General features: G+C 55.1%; 11 protein-coding genes, 4 tRNA genes and 2 rRNA genes (1 of these 17 cut by a window edge). All 17 read right to left on the bottom strand.

Annotated features, from left to right (window positions below; all coding sequences use genetic code 11):
* Positions 1-137: 137 nt before the first annotated feature.
* Positions 138-4,337, bottom strand: a complete 4,200-nt coding sequence (gene rpoC, locus ACQY47_RS17710; protein ID WP_017135962.1) for a DNA-directed RNA polymerase subunit beta' — start codon at positions 4,335-4,337, stop codon at positions 138-140.
* Between the two features lie 64 nt (positions 4,338-4,401).
* Positions 4,402-8,475, bottom strand: coding sequence for a DNA-directed RNA polymerase subunit beta (gene rpoB, locus ACQY47_RS17705; RefSeq protein ID WP_428550632.1), 4,074 nt, complete (start codon positions 8,473-8,475; stop codon positions 4,402-4,404).
* A 219-nt stretch (positions 8,476-8,694) separates the two neighbouring features.
* Entirely contained in the window at positions 8,695-9,060 is a 366-nt protein-coding gene (gene rplL / locus ACQY47_RS17700) for a 50S ribosomal protein L7/L12 (protein WP_010566858.1), read from the bottom strand.
* Positions 9,061-9,138: 78 nt separating this feature from the next.
* A complete protein-coding gene (gene rplJ, locus ACQY47_RS17695; protein WP_003176433.1) occupies positions 9,139-9,639 on the bottom strand; it encodes a 50S ribosomal protein L10 in 501 nt (166 codons plus the stop codon).
* A 199-nt stretch (positions 9,640-9,838) separates the two neighbouring features.
* A complete protein-coding gene (gene rplA, locus ACQY47_RS17690; RefSeq protein ID WP_003232403.1) occupies positions 9,839-10,534 on the bottom strand; it encodes a 50S ribosomal protein L1 in 696 nt (231 codons plus the stop codon).
* On the bottom strand, positions 10,534-10,965 hold the full coding sequence (rplK, locus tag ACQY47_RS17685; protein WP_003176435.1) for a 50S ribosomal protein L11: 432 nt from the start codon (positions 10,963-10,965) through the stop codon (positions 10,534-10,536). Before rplK ends, rplA begins: the two co-directional genes overlap by 1 nt.
* A gap of 117 nt (positions 10,966-11,082) precedes the next feature.
* Positions 11,083-11,616, bottom strand: coding sequence for a transcription termination/antitermination protein NusG (gene nusG / locus ACQY47_RS17680; protein ID WP_003176436.1), 534 nt, complete (start codon positions 11,614-11,616; stop codon positions 11,083-11,085).
* Between the two features lie 9 nt (positions 11,617-11,625).
* Complete coding sequence (secE, locus tag ACQY47_RS17675) at positions 11,626-11,994, bottom strand: preprotein translocase subunit SecE (RefSeq protein ID WP_003194658.1); 369 nt, start codon at positions 11,992-11,994, stop codon at positions 11,626-11,628.
* Positions 11,995-12,039: 45 nt separating this feature from the next.
* Positions 12,040-12,115, bottom strand: a tRNA-Trp gene (locus ACQY47_RS17670).
* Between the two features lie 161 nt (positions 12,116-12,276).
* A tRNA-Thr gene (locus ACQY47_RS17665) sits at positions 12,277-12,352 on the bottom strand.
* Between the two features lie 26 nt (positions 12,353-12,378).
* A tRNA-Gly gene (locus tag ACQY47_RS17660) sits at positions 12,379-12,452 on the bottom strand.
* Positions 12,453-12,476: 24 nt separating this feature from the next.
* A tRNA-Tyr gene (locus tag ACQY47_RS17655) sits at positions 12,477-12,561 on the bottom strand.
* A 142-nt stretch (positions 12,562-12,703) separates the two neighbouring features.
* Positions 12,704-13,150 carry a hypothetical protein gene (locus ACQY47_RS17650; protein WP_017135960.1) on the bottom strand — a complete coding sequence of 149 codons (447 nt, stop codon included), beginning with the start codon at positions 13,148-13,150 and terminating at the stop codon, positions 12,704-12,706.
* 7 nt (positions 13,151-13,157) lie between these two features.
* Positions 13,158-13,907, bottom strand: a complete 750-nt coding sequence (locus ACQY47_RS17645) for a pantothenate kinase (protein WP_017135959.1) — start codon at positions 13,905-13,907, stop codon at positions 13,158-13,160.
* On the bottom strand, positions 13,897-14,856 hold the full coding sequence (gene birA, locus ACQY47_RS17640; protein ID WP_428550624.1) for a bifunctional biotin--[acetyl-CoA-carboxylase] ligase/biotin operon repressor BirA: 960 nt from the start codon (positions 14,854-14,856) through the stop codon (positions 13,897-13,899). The genes ACQY47_RS17645 and birA overlap by 11 nt, the downstream gene beginning before the upstream one ends.
* Positions 14,857-15,078: 222 nt before the next feature.
* Positions 15,079-15,194, bottom strand: a 5S ribosomal RNA gene (gene rrf, locus ACQY47_RS17635).
* A gap of 157 nt (positions 15,195-15,351) precedes the next feature.
* Positions 15,352-17,311, bottom strand: a 23S ribosomal RNA gene (locus tag ACQY47_RS17630) (it continues 932 nt past the right edge of the window).

The raw sequence follows: 17,311 nt of genomic DNA, 5'->3' as shown, positions 1-17,311 counted from the left end.
AGGGGTACAAGAGTCTAAAGAGGATCTTGCCCCCAGTCAAGGCAAGGCCCCGACCTCCCCTCTCATCGAACCGGGACAAAAATGCCTCGATCCGACGAATGGGGGCTGCCAGGGCCCAGACTTATTTATCGCAGAACTCAGTTACCGCTTGAGTTCAGCGCTTCGGTCAGTGCAGCTTCCACTTCACTGGCGCTTACGCGCAGCGGCTTGTCAGCATCACGGCGGCGCTTGCGCTCGCTGTGGTAAGCCAAACCGGTACCTGCCGGGATCAAACGACCCACGACTACGTTTTCTTTCAGGCCGCGCAGGTAATCGCGCTTGCCGGTTACCGCTGCTTCGGTCAGTACGCGAGTGGTCTCCTGGAAGGAGGCCGCCGAGATGAACGACTCAGTGGACAACGACGCCTTGGTGATACCCAGCAACACACGAGTGAACTTGGAGACAAATTTGTCTTCCGCGCCCAGACGTTCGTTTTCTACCAGTACGTGAGTCAGTTCCATCTGGTCGCCCTTGATGAAACTGGAATCGCCGGATTCAGCGATTTCAACTTTACGCAGCATCTGACGCAGGATGGTCTCGATGTGCTTATCGTTGATCTTCACGCCTTGCAGACGGTAAACGTCCTGGATCTCGTTAACGATGTACTTGGCCAGCGCACTCACACCCAGCAGACGCAGGATGTCGTGTGGATCGCTCGGGCCGTCGGAGATAACTTCGCCGCGGTTTACCTGTTCGCCTTCGAAGACGTTCAGGTGACGCCACTTCGGAATCAGCTCTTCGTACGGATCAGTACCATCGTTCGGAGTAATGACCAGACGGCGCTTGCCTTTGGTCTCTTTACCGAACGCGATGGTGCCGCTGACTTCAGCCAGAATCGACGCTTCTTTCGGACGACGAGCTTCAAACAAGTCGGCAACACGCGGCAGACCACCGGTGATGTCGCGAGTCTTCGAAGTTTCTTGCGGGATACGCGCGATAACATCACCGATCGCGATCTTCGCACCATCCGCTACACCGACCAGGGCGTTGGCTGGCAGGAAGTACTGAGCAATTACGTCAGTGCCTGGCAGCAACAAGTCCTTGCCGTTGTCGTCGACCATCTTAACGGCAGGACGGATGTCCTTACCGGCAGCTGGACGATCTTTCGCGTCGAGTACTTCAATGTTGGTCATACCGGTCAATTCGTCAGTCTGACGCTTGATCGTGATGCCTTCTTCCATGCCCACGTAGGTCACGGTACCTTTCATTTCGGTAACGATTGGGTGAGTGTGCGGATCCCACTTGGCCACGATTGCGCCAGCGTCGACCTTGTCACCTTCTTTAACCGAAATCACAGCACCATACGGCAGCTTGTAACGCTCACGCTCACGACCGTAGTCATCAGCGATTGCCAGCTCACCGGAACGGGACACAGCAACCAGGCAACCATCCACTCGCTCAACGTGTTTCAGGTTGTGCAGACGGACAGTACCGCCGTTCTTCACCTGAACGCTGTCAGCTGCGGAGGTCCGGCTTGCCGCACCACCGATGTGGAACGTACGCATGGTCAGCTGGGTACCCGGCTCACCGATGGACTGGGCAGCAATTACGCCAACCGCTTCACCGATGTTCACCTGGTGACCACGAGCCAAGTCACGGCCGTAGCACTTGGCGCAAATGCCGTAGCGGGTTTCGCAGCTGATCGGCGAGCGAACAATCACTTCGTCGATGCTGTTGAGTTCGATGAACTCGACCCACTTTTCATCCACCAGGGTGCCAGCAGGAACGATAACTTCCTCGGTACCTGGCTTGAATACGTCACGGGCAATTACTCGACCCAGTACGCGCTCACCCAACGGTTCTACAACGTCGCCGCCTTCGATGTGCGGAGTCATCAGCAGACCGTGTTCGGTGCCGCAGTCAACTTCAGTCACAACCAAGTCTTGCGCAACGTCTACCAGACGACGAGTCAGGTAACCGGAGTTAGCCGTTTTCAACGCGGTATCCGCAAGACCCTTACGAGCACCGTGAGTGGAGATGAAGTACTGAAGTACGCTCAAACCTTCACGGAAGTTCGCAGTAATCGGCGTTTCGATGATGGAGCCGTCCGGCTTGGCCATCAGGCCACGCATACCGGCGAGCTGACGGATCTGCGCAGCAGAACCCCGTGCGCCCGAGTCGGCCATCATGTACATCGAGTTGAACGACTCTTGATCGACTTCTACGCCATGACGGTCGATAACCTTCTCTTTCGAGAGGTTAGCCATCATCGCCTTCGACACTTCGTCGTTGGCCTTGGACCAAAGGTCGATCACTTTGTTGTACTTCTCGCCCTGGGTTACCAGGCCGGAGGCGTACTGGCTTTCGATTTCTTTCACTTCATCAGTTGCAGCATTGATGATCTGGGCTTTTTCATCCGGGATAACGAAGTCGTTAACACCGATGGAAACGCCGGAAATGGTCGAATAAGCAAAGCCGGTGTACATCAGCTGGTCAGCGAAGATCACGGTCTCTTTCAAACCAACCACGCGGTAGCACTGGTTGATCAGCTTGGAGATCGCCTTTTTCTTCATCGGCAAGTTGACGACGTCGTACGACAGGCCTTTTGGCACAACTTGATACAGCAAGGCACGGCCGACAGTGGTGTCGACAATACGGGTGCCGCTCACGCTGCCGCCATCACGGTCGTTGACGGTTTCGTTGATCCGCACTTTGACCTTGGCGTGCAGTGCGGCTTCGCCGGCACGGAACACACGGTCAACTTCTTGCAGGTCAGCGAACACACGACCTTCACCTTTGGCGTTGATCGCTTCACGAGTCATGTAGTACAGACCCAATACAACGTCCTGCGACGGAACGATGATTGGCTCACCGTTGGCTGGCGACAGAATGTTGTTGGTCGACATCATCAACGCGCGCGCTTCCAACTGGGCTTCCAGTGTCAGCGGTACGTGCACGGCCATTTGGTCGCCGTCGAAGTCGGCGTTGTACGCAGCACAGACCAGAGGGTGCAGCTGGATAGCCTTACCTTCGATCAGTACTGGTTCAAACGCCTGGATACCCAGACGGTGAAGGGTCGGTGCACGGTTGAGGAGAACCGGGTGTTCGCGAATCACTTCAGCGAGAACGTCCCAAACCTCTGGCAGTTCGCGCTCGACCATTTTCTTGGCCGCTTTGATGGTGGTCGCGAGACCGCGCATTTCCAGCTTGCCGAAGATGAATGGCTTGAACAGCTCAAGTGCCATCTTCTTGGGCAGACCGCACTGGTGCAGACGCAGGGTCGGGCCTACGGTAATTACCGAACGACCGGAGTAGTCAACACGCTTGCCGAGCAAGTTCTGACGGAAACGACCTTGCTTACCCTTGATCATGTCAGCCAAGGATTTCAGAGGACGCTTGTTGGAACCGGTGATAGCGCGGCCACGACGGCCGTTGTCGAGCAAGGCATCGACAGCTTCTTGCAACATACGCTTTTCGTTTCGCACGATGATGTCCGGAGCGGACAGATCGAGCAGGCGCTTCAAGCGGTTGTTACGGTTGATCACGCGGCGGTACAGGTCGTTGAGGTCGGACGTCGCGAAACGACCACCGTCCAACGGTACCAGCGGACGCAGGTCTGGCGGCAGAACCGGCAGAACGGTCAGCACCATCCACTCTGGCAAGTTGCCGGAACCCTGGAAGGCTTCCATCAACTTCAGACGCTTGGACAGCTTCTTGATCTTGGTTTCGGAGTTGGTTTGCGGAATTTCTTCGCGCAGACGGCCAATCTCGTGCTCCAGGTCGATAGCGTGCAGCAGCTCGCGGACAGCCTCGGCACCCATACGGGCATCAAAGTCGTCGCCGAATTCTTCCAGCGCTTCGAAGTACTGCTCGTCGTTCAGCAGCTGACCTTTTTCAAGGGTGGTCATGCCTGGATCGATAACGACATAGCTCTCGAAGTAGAGAACGCGTTCGATATCACGCAGGGTCATGTCCATCAGCAAGCCGATACGGGACGGCAGCGATTTCAGGAACCAGATGTGGGCAACCGGCGAAGCCAGTTCGATGTGCGCCATGCGCTCACGACGAACCTTGGCCAGTGCAACTTCAACGCCGCACTTCTCGCAGATCACACCACGGTGCTTCAAGCGCTTGTACTTACCGCACAGGCACTCGTAATCCTTTACCGGGCCAAAGATCTTGGCGCAGAACAGGCCGTCACGCTCAGGTTTGAACGTACGGTAGTTGATGGTTTCCGGCTTTTTAACTTCACCGAACGACCACGAACGGATCATCTCAGGCGATGCCAACCCAATACGGATGGCGTCGAACTCTTCGACTTGACCCTGGTTTTTCAGCAAATTCAGTAGGTCTTTCAAGGCCTTTCCTCCTGGCGGAGCAGAGAGCGGGCTAAACAACCCCGCTCTCGATTCGCGTCACGTGTTATTCGGTTTCCAGATCGATATCGATGCCGAGGGAACGAATTTCTTTGATCAACACGTTGAAGGACTCGGGCATGCCCGGCTCCATACGGTGATCGCCGTCCACGATGTTTTTGTACATCTTGGTCCGACCGTTCACATCGTCCGACTTCACTGTGAGCATTTCTTGCAGAGTGTATGCAGCACCGTATGCTTCCAGTGCCCAGACCTCCATCTCCCCGAAACGCTGACCACCGAACTGAGCCTTACCACCCAGCGGCTGCTGGGTAACCAGGCTGTACGAACCGGTAGAACGAGCGTGCATCTTGTCGTCTACCAAGTGGTTCAGCTTCAGCATGTACATGTAGCCAACAGTAACCGGGCGCTCAAACTTGTTGCCGGTACGGCCGTCGAACAGCTGCATCTGGCCGCTTTCCGGCAGGTCTGCCAGTTTCAGCATGGCCTTGATTTCGCTTTCCTTGGCACCGTCGAACACCGGGGTAGCCATTGGAACGCCGCCGCGCAGGTTCTTCGCCAGGTCCAGGATTTCCTGGTCGGAGAAGGTGTCCAGCTCTTCGTTGCGACCGCCGATCTCGTTGTAGATCTCGTGCAGGAACTTACGCAGGTCAGCAACCTTGCGCTGCTCTTCGATCATACGGTGGATCTTCTCGCCCAGACCTTTGGCCGCGAGGCCCAAGTGGGTTTCGAGGATCTGACCAACGTTCATACGCGAAGGTACGCCCAACGGGTTGAGGACGACGTCGACCGGGGTGCCATTGGCATCGTGCGGCATGTCTTCAACCGGCATGATCACGGAGACCACACCTTTGTTACCGTGACGACCGGCCATCTTGTCGCCCGGCTGGATGCGGCGACGGATTGCCAGGTAAACCTTGACGATTTTCAGCACGCCTGGAGCCAGGTCATCGCCCTGCTGCAGTTTGCGCTTCTTGTCTTCGAACTTGTCGTCCAGCAGACGGCGGCGATCAACGATGTAGGCCTGGGCCTTCTCGAGCTGCTCGTTCAGAGCATCTTCAGCCATGCGCAGTTTGAACCACTGGCCGTGCTCAAGACCGTCGAGTACTTCGTCGGTGATGTCCTGACCTTTCTTCAGACCTGCGCCGCCTTCAGCCTTGTGGCCTACCAGAGCGGAACGCAGACGTTCGAAGGTCGCGCCTTCAACGATACGGAACTCTTCGTTCAGGTCCTTGCGGATCTCGTCGAGTTGAGTCTTCTCGATGGACAGTGCACGAGCATCACGCTCAACGCCGTCACGGGTGAAGACCTGTACGTCGATAACAGTACCCTTGGTACCGGTAGGTACACGCAGGGAGGTGTCTTTAACGTCGCTGGCTTTTTCACCGAAGATGGCACGCAGCAGCTTCTCTTCCGGAGTCAGTTGGGTCTCGCCTTTCGGAGTGACCTTACCTACCAGGATGTCGCCTGCGCCAACTTCAGCACCTACGTAAACGATACCGGCTTCGTCCAGCTTGTTCAGTGCAGCTTCACCCACGTTCGGGATGTCTGCAGTGATTTCCTCTGGCCCAAGCTTGGTATCACGTGCCACACAGGTCAGTTCCTGAATGTGGATCGTGGTGAAACGGTCTTCTTGAACAACACGCTCGGACAGGCAGATGGAGTCTTCGAAGTTGAAGCCGTTCCATGCCATGAACGCGATGCGCATGTTCTGACCCAGAGCCAGTTCACCCATGTCGGTGGACGGGCCGTCGGCCATGATGTCGCTACGCTGAACGCGGTCACCCTTGCTCACCAGCGGACGCTGGTTGATGCAGGTGTTCTGGTTCGAGCGGGTGTATTTGGTCAGGTTGTAGATGTCGACACCGGCTTCGCCAGTTTCAACTTCATCATCGGCAACACGAACCACGATACGGCTGGCATCAACGGAGTCGATCACGCCGCCACGACGGGCTACGACGCAAACGCCGGAGTCACGGGCTACGTTACGCTCCATGCCGGTACCTACCAGCGGCTTGTCAGCGCGCAGGGTTGGTACAGCTTGACGCTGCATGTTGGAACCCATCAACGCACGGTTGGCGTCATCGTGTTCCAGGAACGGGATCAGCGACGCTGCAACCGAAACTACCTGCTTCGGCGAAACGTCCATCAAGGTGACGTCTTCCGGCGCCTTGACGGTGAACTCGTTCAAGTGACGAACAGCTACCAGCTCGTCGATCAGGACTTTCTTGTCGTTCATCGTGGCCGAAGCCTGAGCGATCACGTGATCAGCTTCTTCGATGGCGGACAGGAATACGATCTCGTCGGTGACCAGCGCGTCTTTCACCACGCGGTACGGGCTCTCGAGGAAGCCGTACTGGTTGGTGCGCGCATAAGCTGCCAGGGAGTTGATCAGGCCGATGTTCGGACCTTCCGGCGTTTCGATCGGGCAAACACGACCGTAGTGCGTCGGGTGTACGTCACGAACTTCAAAGCCAGCACGCTCACGGGTCAGACCGCCCGGGCCCAGTGCAGAAACACGGCGCTTGTGGGTGATCTCGGAGAGCGGGTTGTTCTGGTCCATGAACTGGGAAAGCTGGCTGGAACCGAAGAACTCTTTCACTGCCGCAGCCACTGGCTTGGCGTTGATCAGGTCTTGCGGCATCAGGCCTTCGCTTTCAGCCATCGACAGACGCTCTTTGACCGCACGTTCAACACGCACAAGGCCAACGCGGAACTGGTTTTCGGCCATTTCGCCTACGCAGCGAACACGACGGTTACCCAGGTGGTCGATGTCATCGACGATGCCTTTACCGTTACGGATGTCGACCAGAGTCTTCAGTACCGCGACGATATCTTCCTTGCACAGCACGCCCGAACCTTCGATCTCGGTACGACCGATACGACGGTTGAACTTCATCCGGCCGACCGCAGACAGGTCATAACGCTCAGGGCTGAAGAACAGGTTGTTGAACAGGGTCTCGGCAGCGTCTTTGGTCGGTGGCTCACCAGGACGCATCATGCGATAGATCTCGACCAGCGCTTCCAATTGGTTGCTGGTGGAGTCGATCTTCAGTGTGTCGGAGATGAACGGACCGCAGTCGATGTCGTTGGTGTACAGGGTCTCGATGCGAACAACCTGGGCCTTGGCGATTTTTGCCAGGATTTCGGTGTTCAGCTCGGTGTTGCACTCAGCCAGGATTTCGCCTGTAGCCGGGTGAACGATAACCTTGGCGGTGGTGCGACCCAGGACGTAGTCCAGAGGCACTTCCAGCGACTTGATGCCGGCTTTTTCGATCTGGTTGATGTGGCGCGCAGTAATACGACGACCCGCTTCAACGATCACTTTGCCGTTTTCGTCCTGAATGTCCAGAACGGCAATTTCACCACGCAGGCGCGAAGCAATCAGCTCCAGGCTGAGGGTTTCATCCTTCAGGCTGAATACGTTGGTGGTGTAGAAAGCGTCCAGCACCTGCTCAGTGGTGTAACCGAGCGCGCGCAGCAGTACCGAGGCCGGCAGCTTGCGACGACGGTCGATACGCACGAACACGCAGTCTTTCGGGTCGAACTCGAAGTCCAACCACGAACCGCGGTACGGAATGATCCGCGCGGAGTACAGGAGTTTACCGGAGCTGTGCGTCTTGCCGCGGTCGTGGTCGAAGAACACGCCCGGGGAACGGTGCAGCTGGGAAACAATAACACGCTCGGTACCGTTGATTACGAAGGTACCGTTTTCAGTCATCAGTGGGATTTCGCCCATGTAGACTTCTTGCTCTTTGATGTCCTTGATCGCTTTGTTCGACGATTCTTTGTCGAAAATGATCAGGCGGACTTTTACCCGCAAAGGTACGGCGTACGTAACACCGCGCAACACGCATTCTTTGACATCAAATGCCGGTTCGCCCAGGCGATAACCCACGTACTCCAGCGCAGCATTGCCGGAGTAGCTGATGATCGGGAAAACGGATTTGAAGGCCGCATGCAGGCCCACGTCGCGGAACTGATCTTTGGTCGCTCCCGCCTGCAAGAATTCACGATACGAATCCAGCTGGATAGCCAGAAGGTACGGGACATCCATGACGTCCGGCAACTTGCTAAAGTCCTTGCGGATACGTTTTTTCTCAGTATATGAGTAAGCCATCAGCGTTCCCCAGCTTGGTCACCTGCTTGTTTGGCCCCTCCGACGGGAGCAGCCAGAAAATCTTGCAAACCCCATGGTTTGCACCACCGCATCGGGTGGTTACAGCGCGTAATTGGCGGCGACCGAGTCGACAGCCAAGAACGGAAAAAGGCCGGTGGCAAGAGCCACCAGCCATCAGCCTTCAGCTTAACGCTTGGGCTGGAGACGCAAGGTCGATGCTTACTTCAGCTCGACTTTAGCGCCTGCTTCTTCCAGCACTGCTTTAGCTTTGTCAGCGGCGTCTTTCGACACTGCTTCCAGAACCTGGGCAGGAGCGCCGTCAACTACAGCCTTGGCTTCTTTCAGGCCCAGACCGGTCAGTTCACGAACTGCCTTGATCACGTTTACTTTCTTCTCGCCAGCTTCCAGCAGCATGACGTTGAATTCGGTTTGCTCTTCAGCAGCAACAGCAGCAACAGCTGGGCCAGCGGAAGCAGCGGCAGCGGAAACGCCGAATTTTTCTTCGAAAGCTTTGATCAGCTCAACAACCTGCAGAACCGACATTTCAGCTACGGCGTTGAGGATATCTTCTTGGGAGATAGACATTACTGTATTTCCTGAATTGGGGGACGGCCTACGCGGCCATCGAAATAAACAAAAATACGCGAAAGGAGGTGCTCAGCCTTAGGCTGCGGCAGCTTCTTTTTGCTCGCGAACTGCGGCCAGAGTACGAGCCAACTTGCTGGTAGCGCCTTGAATCACGCTCATCAGCTGAGAAATAGCTTCGTTACGGGTCGGCAGTGTTGCCAGTACGTCGATTTGGTTAGCTGCGAGGAACTTGCCCTCGAACGCAGCTGCCTTGATCTCGAACTTATCCTGACTCTTGGCGAATTCCTTGAACAAACGGGCAGCAGCACCCGGGTGATCTTTGGAGAACGCGATCAGAGTCGGGCCGGTGAACACGTCGTTGAGAACACTGTATTCAGTGTCAGCAACAGCGCGCTTGAGCAGGGTGTTACGTACAACACGTACGTATACGCCAGCTTCACGAGCCTCTTTACGGAGTCCGGTCATAGCGCCTACTGTCACACCACGGGCATCAGCCACGACAGCGGACAGAGCAGCTTTGGCAGCCTCGTTGACTTCAGCGACGATGGCCTTCTTGTCTTCGAGATTAATTGCCACGGGTTTAACTCCTGCTTGTTACCGTTTCATCTGGCCGAAGCCGGATGTCGTTTTGGTGTCTGATTCGGTAAGGAACCGGGAGCACCATCTGCGTAGGCTTGAGGTTTAAGGCTTGCGCCGCCTACGGTCTTGGATAGCCCCCGCCAGGCAGGGACCCCAATTTTTTCAATTGGCGCGATCTCTCGCACCAACGTATTTCTTATACGTCCAGCGAGCCTTGGTCGATGACCAGACCTGGGCCCATAGTGGTGCTCAGGGTAACGCGCTTGACGTAGATACCTTTCGAGGAAGCTGGCTTGATACGCTTCAGATCAGCGATCAGGGCTTCAACGTTTTCCTTCAGCTTGACGGCATCGAAGCCGACTTTGCCAACGGAGGTGTGAATGATGCCGTTTTTGTCGGTGCGATAACGAACCTGACCAGCCTTGGCGTTTTTAACCGCGGTAGCTACGTCTGGCGTTACGGTGCCGACTTTAGGGTTAGGCATCAGACCACGTGGACCGAGGATCTGACCCAACTGACCTACAACGCGCATTGCATCCGGGGAAGCAATAACTACGTCGTAGTTCAGGTCGCCGCCTTTCATTTCGGCAGCCAGGTCGTCCATGCCAACGCGATCAGCGCCGGCGGCCAGAGCAGCTTCAGCTGCCGGGCCTTGGGTGAAGACAGCAACACGTACAGTCTTGCCAGTACCGTGTGGCAGCACAGTAGCGCTACGAACGACCTGGTCGGATTTACGTGGGTCAACACCCAGGTTTACAGCAACGTCAACGGACTCGCTGAACTTGACAGTCGACAGCTCGGTCAGCAGGGCAGCGGCGTCTACAAAGTTGTAGGCCTTGCCTGCTTCGATTTTGCCGGCGATAGCCTTTTGGCGCTTGGTCAGCTTAGCCATTACACACCCTCCACGTTAAGGCCCATGCTACGAGCAGAACCGGCGATGGTACGCACGGCTGCATCCATATCAGCTGCAGTCAGATCCGCGTTTTTGGTTTTCGCGATTTCTTCCAGCTGAGCACGAGTTACGGTGCCAACCTTAACGGTGTTAGGACGAGCGGAACCGCTAGTCAGACCAGCAGCTTTCTTCAGCAAAACCGAAGCCGGGGTCGACTTGGTTTCGAAAGTGAAGCTACGGTCGCTGTATACAGTGATGATCACTGGAGTCGGCAGACCTGGCTCAAGACCCTGAGTACGGGCGTTGAAGGCCTTGCAGAATTCCATGATGTTCACGCCGTGCTGACCCAGAGCCGGGCCGACAGGTGGACTTGGGTTGGCCTGAGCGGCCTTCACTTGCAGCTTGATGTAAGCGGTAATCTTCTTGGCCATGAGGCACTCCAATTACGGGTTCAAACGCCTCGAAAGGCTCCCCGGTTACTTGCGCGTTTATCCCAGTGACGACAAAACCCCACAGCCTAAGGCTGCGGGGTTGGGATGCTTGCTCAGCTAGACCTTCTCGACCTGGCTGAACTCCAACTCTACCGGAGTAGAGCGACCGAAAATGAGCACTGCCACTTGGATCCGGCTCTTTTCGTAGTTAACTTCTTCGACGGTGCCGTTGAAATCAGCAAACGGACCATCTGTGACACGAACAACCTCACCCGGCTCGAACAACGTCTTCGGCTTGGGCTTGTCGCTACCGTCAGCAACGCGACGCAGAATTGCTTCCGCCTCTTTGTCGGTGATCGGAGCAGGCTTATCAGCAGTACCGCCGATGAAACCCATGACACGAGGAGTGTCCTTGACCAAGTGCCAAGTACCTTCATTCATGTCCATCTGAACCAGCACGTAGCCAGGGAAGAACTTGCGTTCGCTTTTGCGCTTCTGACCATTCCGCATTTCAACCACTTCTTCAGTGGGAACCAGAATTTCGCCGAAGCCATCCTCCATGCCTGCAAGCTTTACGCGCTCTAGCAAAGAGCGCATAACATGCTTCTCGTAACCCGAGTAAGCATGCACAACGTACCAACGCTTAGCCACGGGACACCCTTAGCCAACAATCAAGGAAACAAGCCAGCCGAGCAGGGAATCAAGCCCCCACAACAGCAACGCCATAACCAGAACAACAGCCACAACAATCAACGTGGTCTGCGTGGTTTCTTGGCGAGTCGGCCAAACGACTTTACGAATTTCGGTGCGAGCTTCCTTTACCAGGACCGCGAAAGACTTGCCTTTGGCAGTCTGCAGCCCTACAAAGGCAGCTACAGCAGCAAGAGCGAGCAAAGCGAGTACGCGGTACAGGATCGGCGAAGCAGAGTAGTACTGATTGCCAACAACGCCTACGACCACCAACGCGACCACAGCGAGCCACTTGACGAGATCGAAACGAGAGCTTTGAGCTTCAGCCTTAGGAGTCATCTATGAAGATCCTGTGAAAAGAAAGCCAGACACACCACGTGAATCTGGCAGGTCAGGAGGGAATCGAACCCCCAACCTACGGTTTTGGAGACCGTCGCTCTGCCAATTGAGCTACTGACCTAAAACAAAATCAGGCCGACCATTATGCAGGCCTGAAAAAGACTTTACAACAACCAACCCCACTAGACCTGAAATCACCTGACAACAAAGCCAAATGCAACACCAACAAGCCGAGGCAGCTGTTAAAACAAAGGCAGATATTTTCATATCTGCCTTGTTATATGGAGCTCTTGAGCGGATTTGAACCGCTGACCTCACCCTTACCAAGGGTGTGCTCTACCAACTGAGCTACAAGAGCAAAACACATTGCACAACCTGCAAACTTGGAGCGGGTAGCGGGAATCGAACCCGCATCATCAGCTTGGAAGGCTGAGGTTCTACCACTAAACTATACCCGCGGAGCTTGCAGCTCACGCTAAAAATGGTGGAGGGGGAAGGATTCGAACCTTCGAAGTCGTAGACGTCAGATTTACAGTCTGATCCCTTTGGCCGCTCGGGAACCCCTCCTAAGCGAGCCGGCATTCTACATCACGCCGGCCTTCTGTCAAGCATTTTCTCATTAAAAATATGAGGTTAGCTGCGTTGACCTTCGCTTCACGCTGTAGACCGTAAAGGTCTTCACTGCGAAGCGGGCGCCATTCTATGCAAACTATTCGACAGTTGCAACGCCTTCGCACAACATTATTTTATGTTTTAACTCATTGAATTCCTTAGCAAGGTTTTCAAACGGCAGATCCTCAGCCAACCTCCTGCTTTCAGGGGCGACACGAAGCCAATAGCCGGAGGCATCAGGCGTATTGAGGAGAAGCACTTTGACCTTTATATCCAGGCTTATGAGGCGCTGCTCTACCGACTGGGCCTGGCGCTGATCAGCGAAACCACCGATGTATAGACACGTACTTTGTGCGTCAGGCGCTTTTGCCCGGTCGCGCCGAACCATGGGGTCAGAGGATTCACTCAATAGGCGAATATCCTGCTGAGAGCCCTTATAGAGACTCAGTGGCGTTACATCTTTAGCACGCAATGGGGCTTCCTGTTGATGCCAGATGTAATAGAAGGCATTGAGAACGAGCAAAAGCAAAAACAGCCAACGCATAAATACCTCAGGACAAAGGGCACGCCATCGCCAGACCAACAAAAACCAGATCAGGAACAAAACGAGCGTGAGGCACGGCATCGGAGACCAGGTCAGCATCCCCGCCAGTCAGAAAAACCGTGAAGTCATTCCCCCAATAGCTCCGAGCCAACTCAAGCTGTGTCAAAACAAACCCTCTGAGCATCAGCGTACAACCCCGCTCAACGGCTTCCACAGTCGTCCGCCCCGGCGAGAGGCGTGCCAGGGCCTGCTCTGCCGCAATATCGTCGTAGCGGATTTTGCGCGTGTGCGTTCGCAACTGGCTGCGCATGAGGGGCATTCCCGGGCAAATGAAGCCGCCAAGGTGCTCACCATCGGCAGCAATAAAGTCTGCAGTGGCTGCGGTACCGAAATCGAGTACCAGGCAGGCACCTGATGCCAGCTTGAAACCACCGAGCATTGCCAACCAACGATCCAGCCCAAGACGCTCAAACTCTTCGTAGCCGTTACGTACACCCGCCGCCTCCCTCGCTGAGACAGCACAAGACACAACAACCCCAAATGCCCCCTGCAATGCCTCAACCAACTGCCCGGTCTCTTCGGAGGCCCGAACACTTACCAGGCGGCAGCGCGTCAATGACAACCCCGGGATTGCCTTCAGGCCCTCGATCAACTCAAGGTCCGAGCCGACAACACCCTCAGCGGACGCCCTGGCCATAGGCGAATCGAGCACACGCCACTTGATAAAGCTATTCCCACAGTCGAGCTCAAGAATCATCACGCAACCTCAGGCTTAACTCACCGCCGCTGTATATTTTCTCGACACCCTCGACACTCAGCCGCAGCGCGCCCTGGTGATCAACACCCAGCACCACACCATCAATCTGGTTAACACCCGCGATAAGAGATACGGCCTTACCCTGCCACAAATGATTTCGCTCCCACTCTTCCTGAAGCGCAGCAAAACCGAAAGCCTTATGTCGCTCCAGGTGACTTTGCAACTGCTGTCCAAGGCGTGCGACCAAGTGATTTCGGTCGACAGGGGAGCCCGTCTCCAACTGCGCCGACGTCCACTGCTGATCGACCTCTGCCGCCTTCTGCATATTTACGTTGATCCCTATACCGAGCACAACATGGCAAACATCAGCGGGATCTCCAACCAATTCCAGCAAGATACCGGCAATTTTTTTCTGCCCAACCAGGACGTCATTCGGCCATTTCAAGGCGGCGCCCTGGACACCCAACTCACGCAGGGCCTGCATGACTGCCAATCCGACGACAAGGCTAAGCCCTTCCAACTGCCTCAGCCCGCCGTCAATGCGCAATACGAGGCTGTAATACAGGTTTTGAGCAAACGGACTGACCCACTTGCGGCCCCGCCTCCCTCTTCCCGCCGTTTGCTGCTCCGCAAGCACCAGAAATGGCGCCGCGCAACCTGTGCCGACGAGGCGCAAAGCCTCGGCATTGGTGGAGTCTATGGAGTCAGAGATGTAAACAGGCCACGCCAAAGCAGGAGCGCGCTCTTGAATTTCTTCCGCACTCAAGAACACCAATGGAGATGCTAGCTGGTACCCCCTGCCGCGAATTTTATGAATGGGCAGGTTCAATTCAGACTCCAGATGCTGGAGCTGCTTCCAAACAGCACTGCGGCTGACACCCAGGGCAGCACCGAGCGCCTCTCCGGAGTGGAATCGACCATCTTTGAGAAGTGTTAACAACGTCAGCATGCAAGCATCGCCTCACAATGAGGCACGCATGATAGCCATGCGCAAGGTCATTGCATAGAAAGGACAGGATTTAGCACTGGAGGCGGCTGCAAAGCAGGCTTACGTGGCATCTCAGCCTGGACGCGTTGTGATTAACGCCACTCGTGAGCGAGATTTACGCCTAAACGAGCGCCCAAAACAAAACCCCTGATTGCGTTAGCAATCAGGGGTTTCGGAATTTAATCTTGACGATGACCTACTCTCACATGGGGAAACCCCACACTACCATCGGCGATGCATCGTTTCACTACTGAGTTCGGGATGGGATCAGGTGGTTCCAATGCTCTATGGTCGTCAAGAAATTCGGGTACTGAGTCGTAGCCAGATGGCTTCGCTTCAGCAAATTGGGTATGTGACAGCTTTCGGTGTTTTGTGAGCGTCGAACTTTCGGTTCATCTCGTCTTCACACACCGCAATCTGATGCTCTTTCGAGTAGTCAAATTGCTTGGGTGTTATATGGTCAAGCCTCACGGGCAATTAGTATTGGTTAGCTCAACGCCTCACAGCGCTTACACACCCAACCTATCAACGTCGTAGTCTTCGACGGCCCTTCAGGGAACTCAAGGTTCCAGTGAGATCTCATCTTGAGGCTAGTTTCCCGCTTAGATGCTTTCAGCGGTTATCTATTCCGAACATAGCTACCCGGCAATGCCACTGGCGTGACAACCGGAACACCAGAGGTTCGTCCACTCCGGTCCTCTCGTACTAGGAGCAGCCCCTCTCAAATCTCAAACGTCCACGGCAGATAGGGACCGAACTGTCTCACGACGTTCTAAACCCAGCTCGCGTACCACTTTAAATGGCGAACAGCCATACCCTTGGGACCGGCTTCAGCCCCAGGATGTGATGAGCCGACATCGAGGTGCCAAACACCGCCGTCGATATGAACTCTTGGGCGGTATCAGCCTGTTATCCCCGGAGTACCTTTTATCCGTTGAGCGATGGCCCTTCCATACAGAACCACCGGATCACTAAGACCTACTTTCGTACCTGCTCGACGTGTCTGTCTCGCAGTCAAGCGCGCTTTTGCCTTTATACTCTACGACCGATTTCCGACCGGTCTGAGCGCACCTTCGTACTCCTCCGTTACTCTTTAGGAGGAGACCGCCCCAGTCAAACTACCCACCATACACTGTCCTCGATCCGGATAACGGACCTGAGTTAGAACCTCAAAGTTGCCAGGGTGGTATTTCAAGGTTGGCTCCACGCAGACTGGCGTCCACGCTTCAAAGCCTCCCACCTATCCTACACAAGCAAATTCAAAGTCCAGTGCAAAGCTATAGTAAAGGTTCACGGGGTCTTTCCGTCTAGCCGCGGATACACTGCATCTTCACAGCGATTTCAATTTCACTGAGTCTCGGGTGGAGACAGCGCCGCCATCGTTACGCCATTCGTGCAGGTCGGAACTTACCCGACAAGGAATTTCGCTACCTTAGGACCGTTATAGTTACGGCCGCCGTTTACCGGGGCTTCGATCAAGAGCTTCGCGTTAGCTAACCCCATCAATTAACCTTCCGGCACCGGGCAGGCGTCACACCCTATACGTCCACTTTCGTGTTTGCAGAGTGCTGTGTTTTTAATAAACAGTCGCAGCGGCCTGGTATCTTCGACCGGCATGAGCTTACGGAGCAAGTCCTTCACTCTCACCGGCGCACCTTCTCCCGAAGTTACGGTGCCATTTTGCCTAGTTCCTTCACCCGAGTTCTCTCAAGCGCCTTGGTATTCTCTACCCAACCACCTGTGTCGGTTTGGGGTACGGTTCCTGGTTACCTGAAGCTTAGAAGCTTTTCTTGGAAGCATGGCATCAACCACTTCGCTAACTAAAAGTTAGCTCGTCATCAGCTCTCGGCCTTAAGATCCCGGATTTACCTAAGATCTCAGCCTACCACCTTAAACTTGGACAACCAACGCCAAGCTGGCCTAGCCTTCTCCGTCCCTCCATCGCAATAACCAAAAGTACAGGAATATTAACCTGTTTTCCATCGACTACGCTTTTCAGCCTCGCCTTAGGGACCGACTAACCCTGCGTCGATTAACGTTGCGCAGGAAACCTTGGTCTTTCGGCGTGGGTGTTTTTCACACCCATTGTCGTTACTCATGTCAGCATTCGCACTTCTGATACCTCCAGCAAGCTTCTCAACTCACCTTCACAGGCTTACAGAACGCTCCTCTACCGCATCACTTACGTGATACCCGTAGCTTCGGTGTATGGTTTGAGCCCCGTTACATCTTCCGCGCAGGCCGACTCGACTAGTGAGCTATTACGCTTTCTTTAAAGGGTGGCTGCTTCTAAGCCAACCTCCTAGCTGTCTAAGCCTTCCCACATCGTTTCCCACTTAACCATAACTTTGGGACCTTAGCTGACGGTCTGGGTTGTTTCCCTTTTCACGACGGACGTTAGCACCCGCCGTGTGTC

Origin of the sequence: Pseudomonas edaphica (assembly GCF_965277385.1) — a bacterium.
Classification (GTDB): domain Bacteria; phylum Pseudomonadota; class Gammaproteobacteria; order Pseudomonadales; family Pseudomonadaceae; genus Aquipseudomonas; species Aquipseudomonas edaphica.
The sequence above is the reverse complement of the archived record's forward strand: the minus strand, read 5'-3'. Positions and strand labels throughout refer to the sequence as shown.

Coding starts and splice junctions, on each gene's coding strand:
- rpoB (WP_428550632.1), bottom strand. CDS start 8,475: ATGGCTTACTCATATACTGAGAAAAAACGTATCCGCAAGGACTTTAGC.
- rplL (WP_010566858.1), bottom strand. CDS start 9,060: ATGTCTATCTCCCAAGAAGATATCCTCAACGCCGTAGCTGAAATGTCG.
- rplA (WP_003232403.1), bottom strand. CDS start 10,534: ATGGCTAAGCTGACCAAGCGCCAAAAGGCTATCGCCGGCAAAATCGAA.
- rplK (WP_003176435.1), bottom strand. CDS start 10,965: ATGGCCAAGAAGATTACCGCTTACATCAAGCTGCAAGTGAAGGCCGCT.
- secE (WP_003194658.1), bottom strand. CDS start 11,994: ATGACTCCTAAGGCTGAAGCTCAAAGCTCTCGTTTCGATCTCGTCAAG.
- ACQY47_RS17650 (WP_017135960.1), bottom strand. CDS start 13,150: ATGCGTTGGCTGTTTTTGCTTTTGCTCGTTCTCAATGCCTTCTATTAC.
- ACQY47_RS17645 (WP_017135959.1), bottom strand. CDS start 13,907: ATGATTCTTGAGCTCGACTGTGGGAATAGCTTTATCAAGTGGCGTGTG.
- birA (WP_428550624.1), bottom strand. CDS start 14,856: ATGCTGACGTTGTTAACACTTCTCAAAGATGGTCGATTCCACTCCGGA.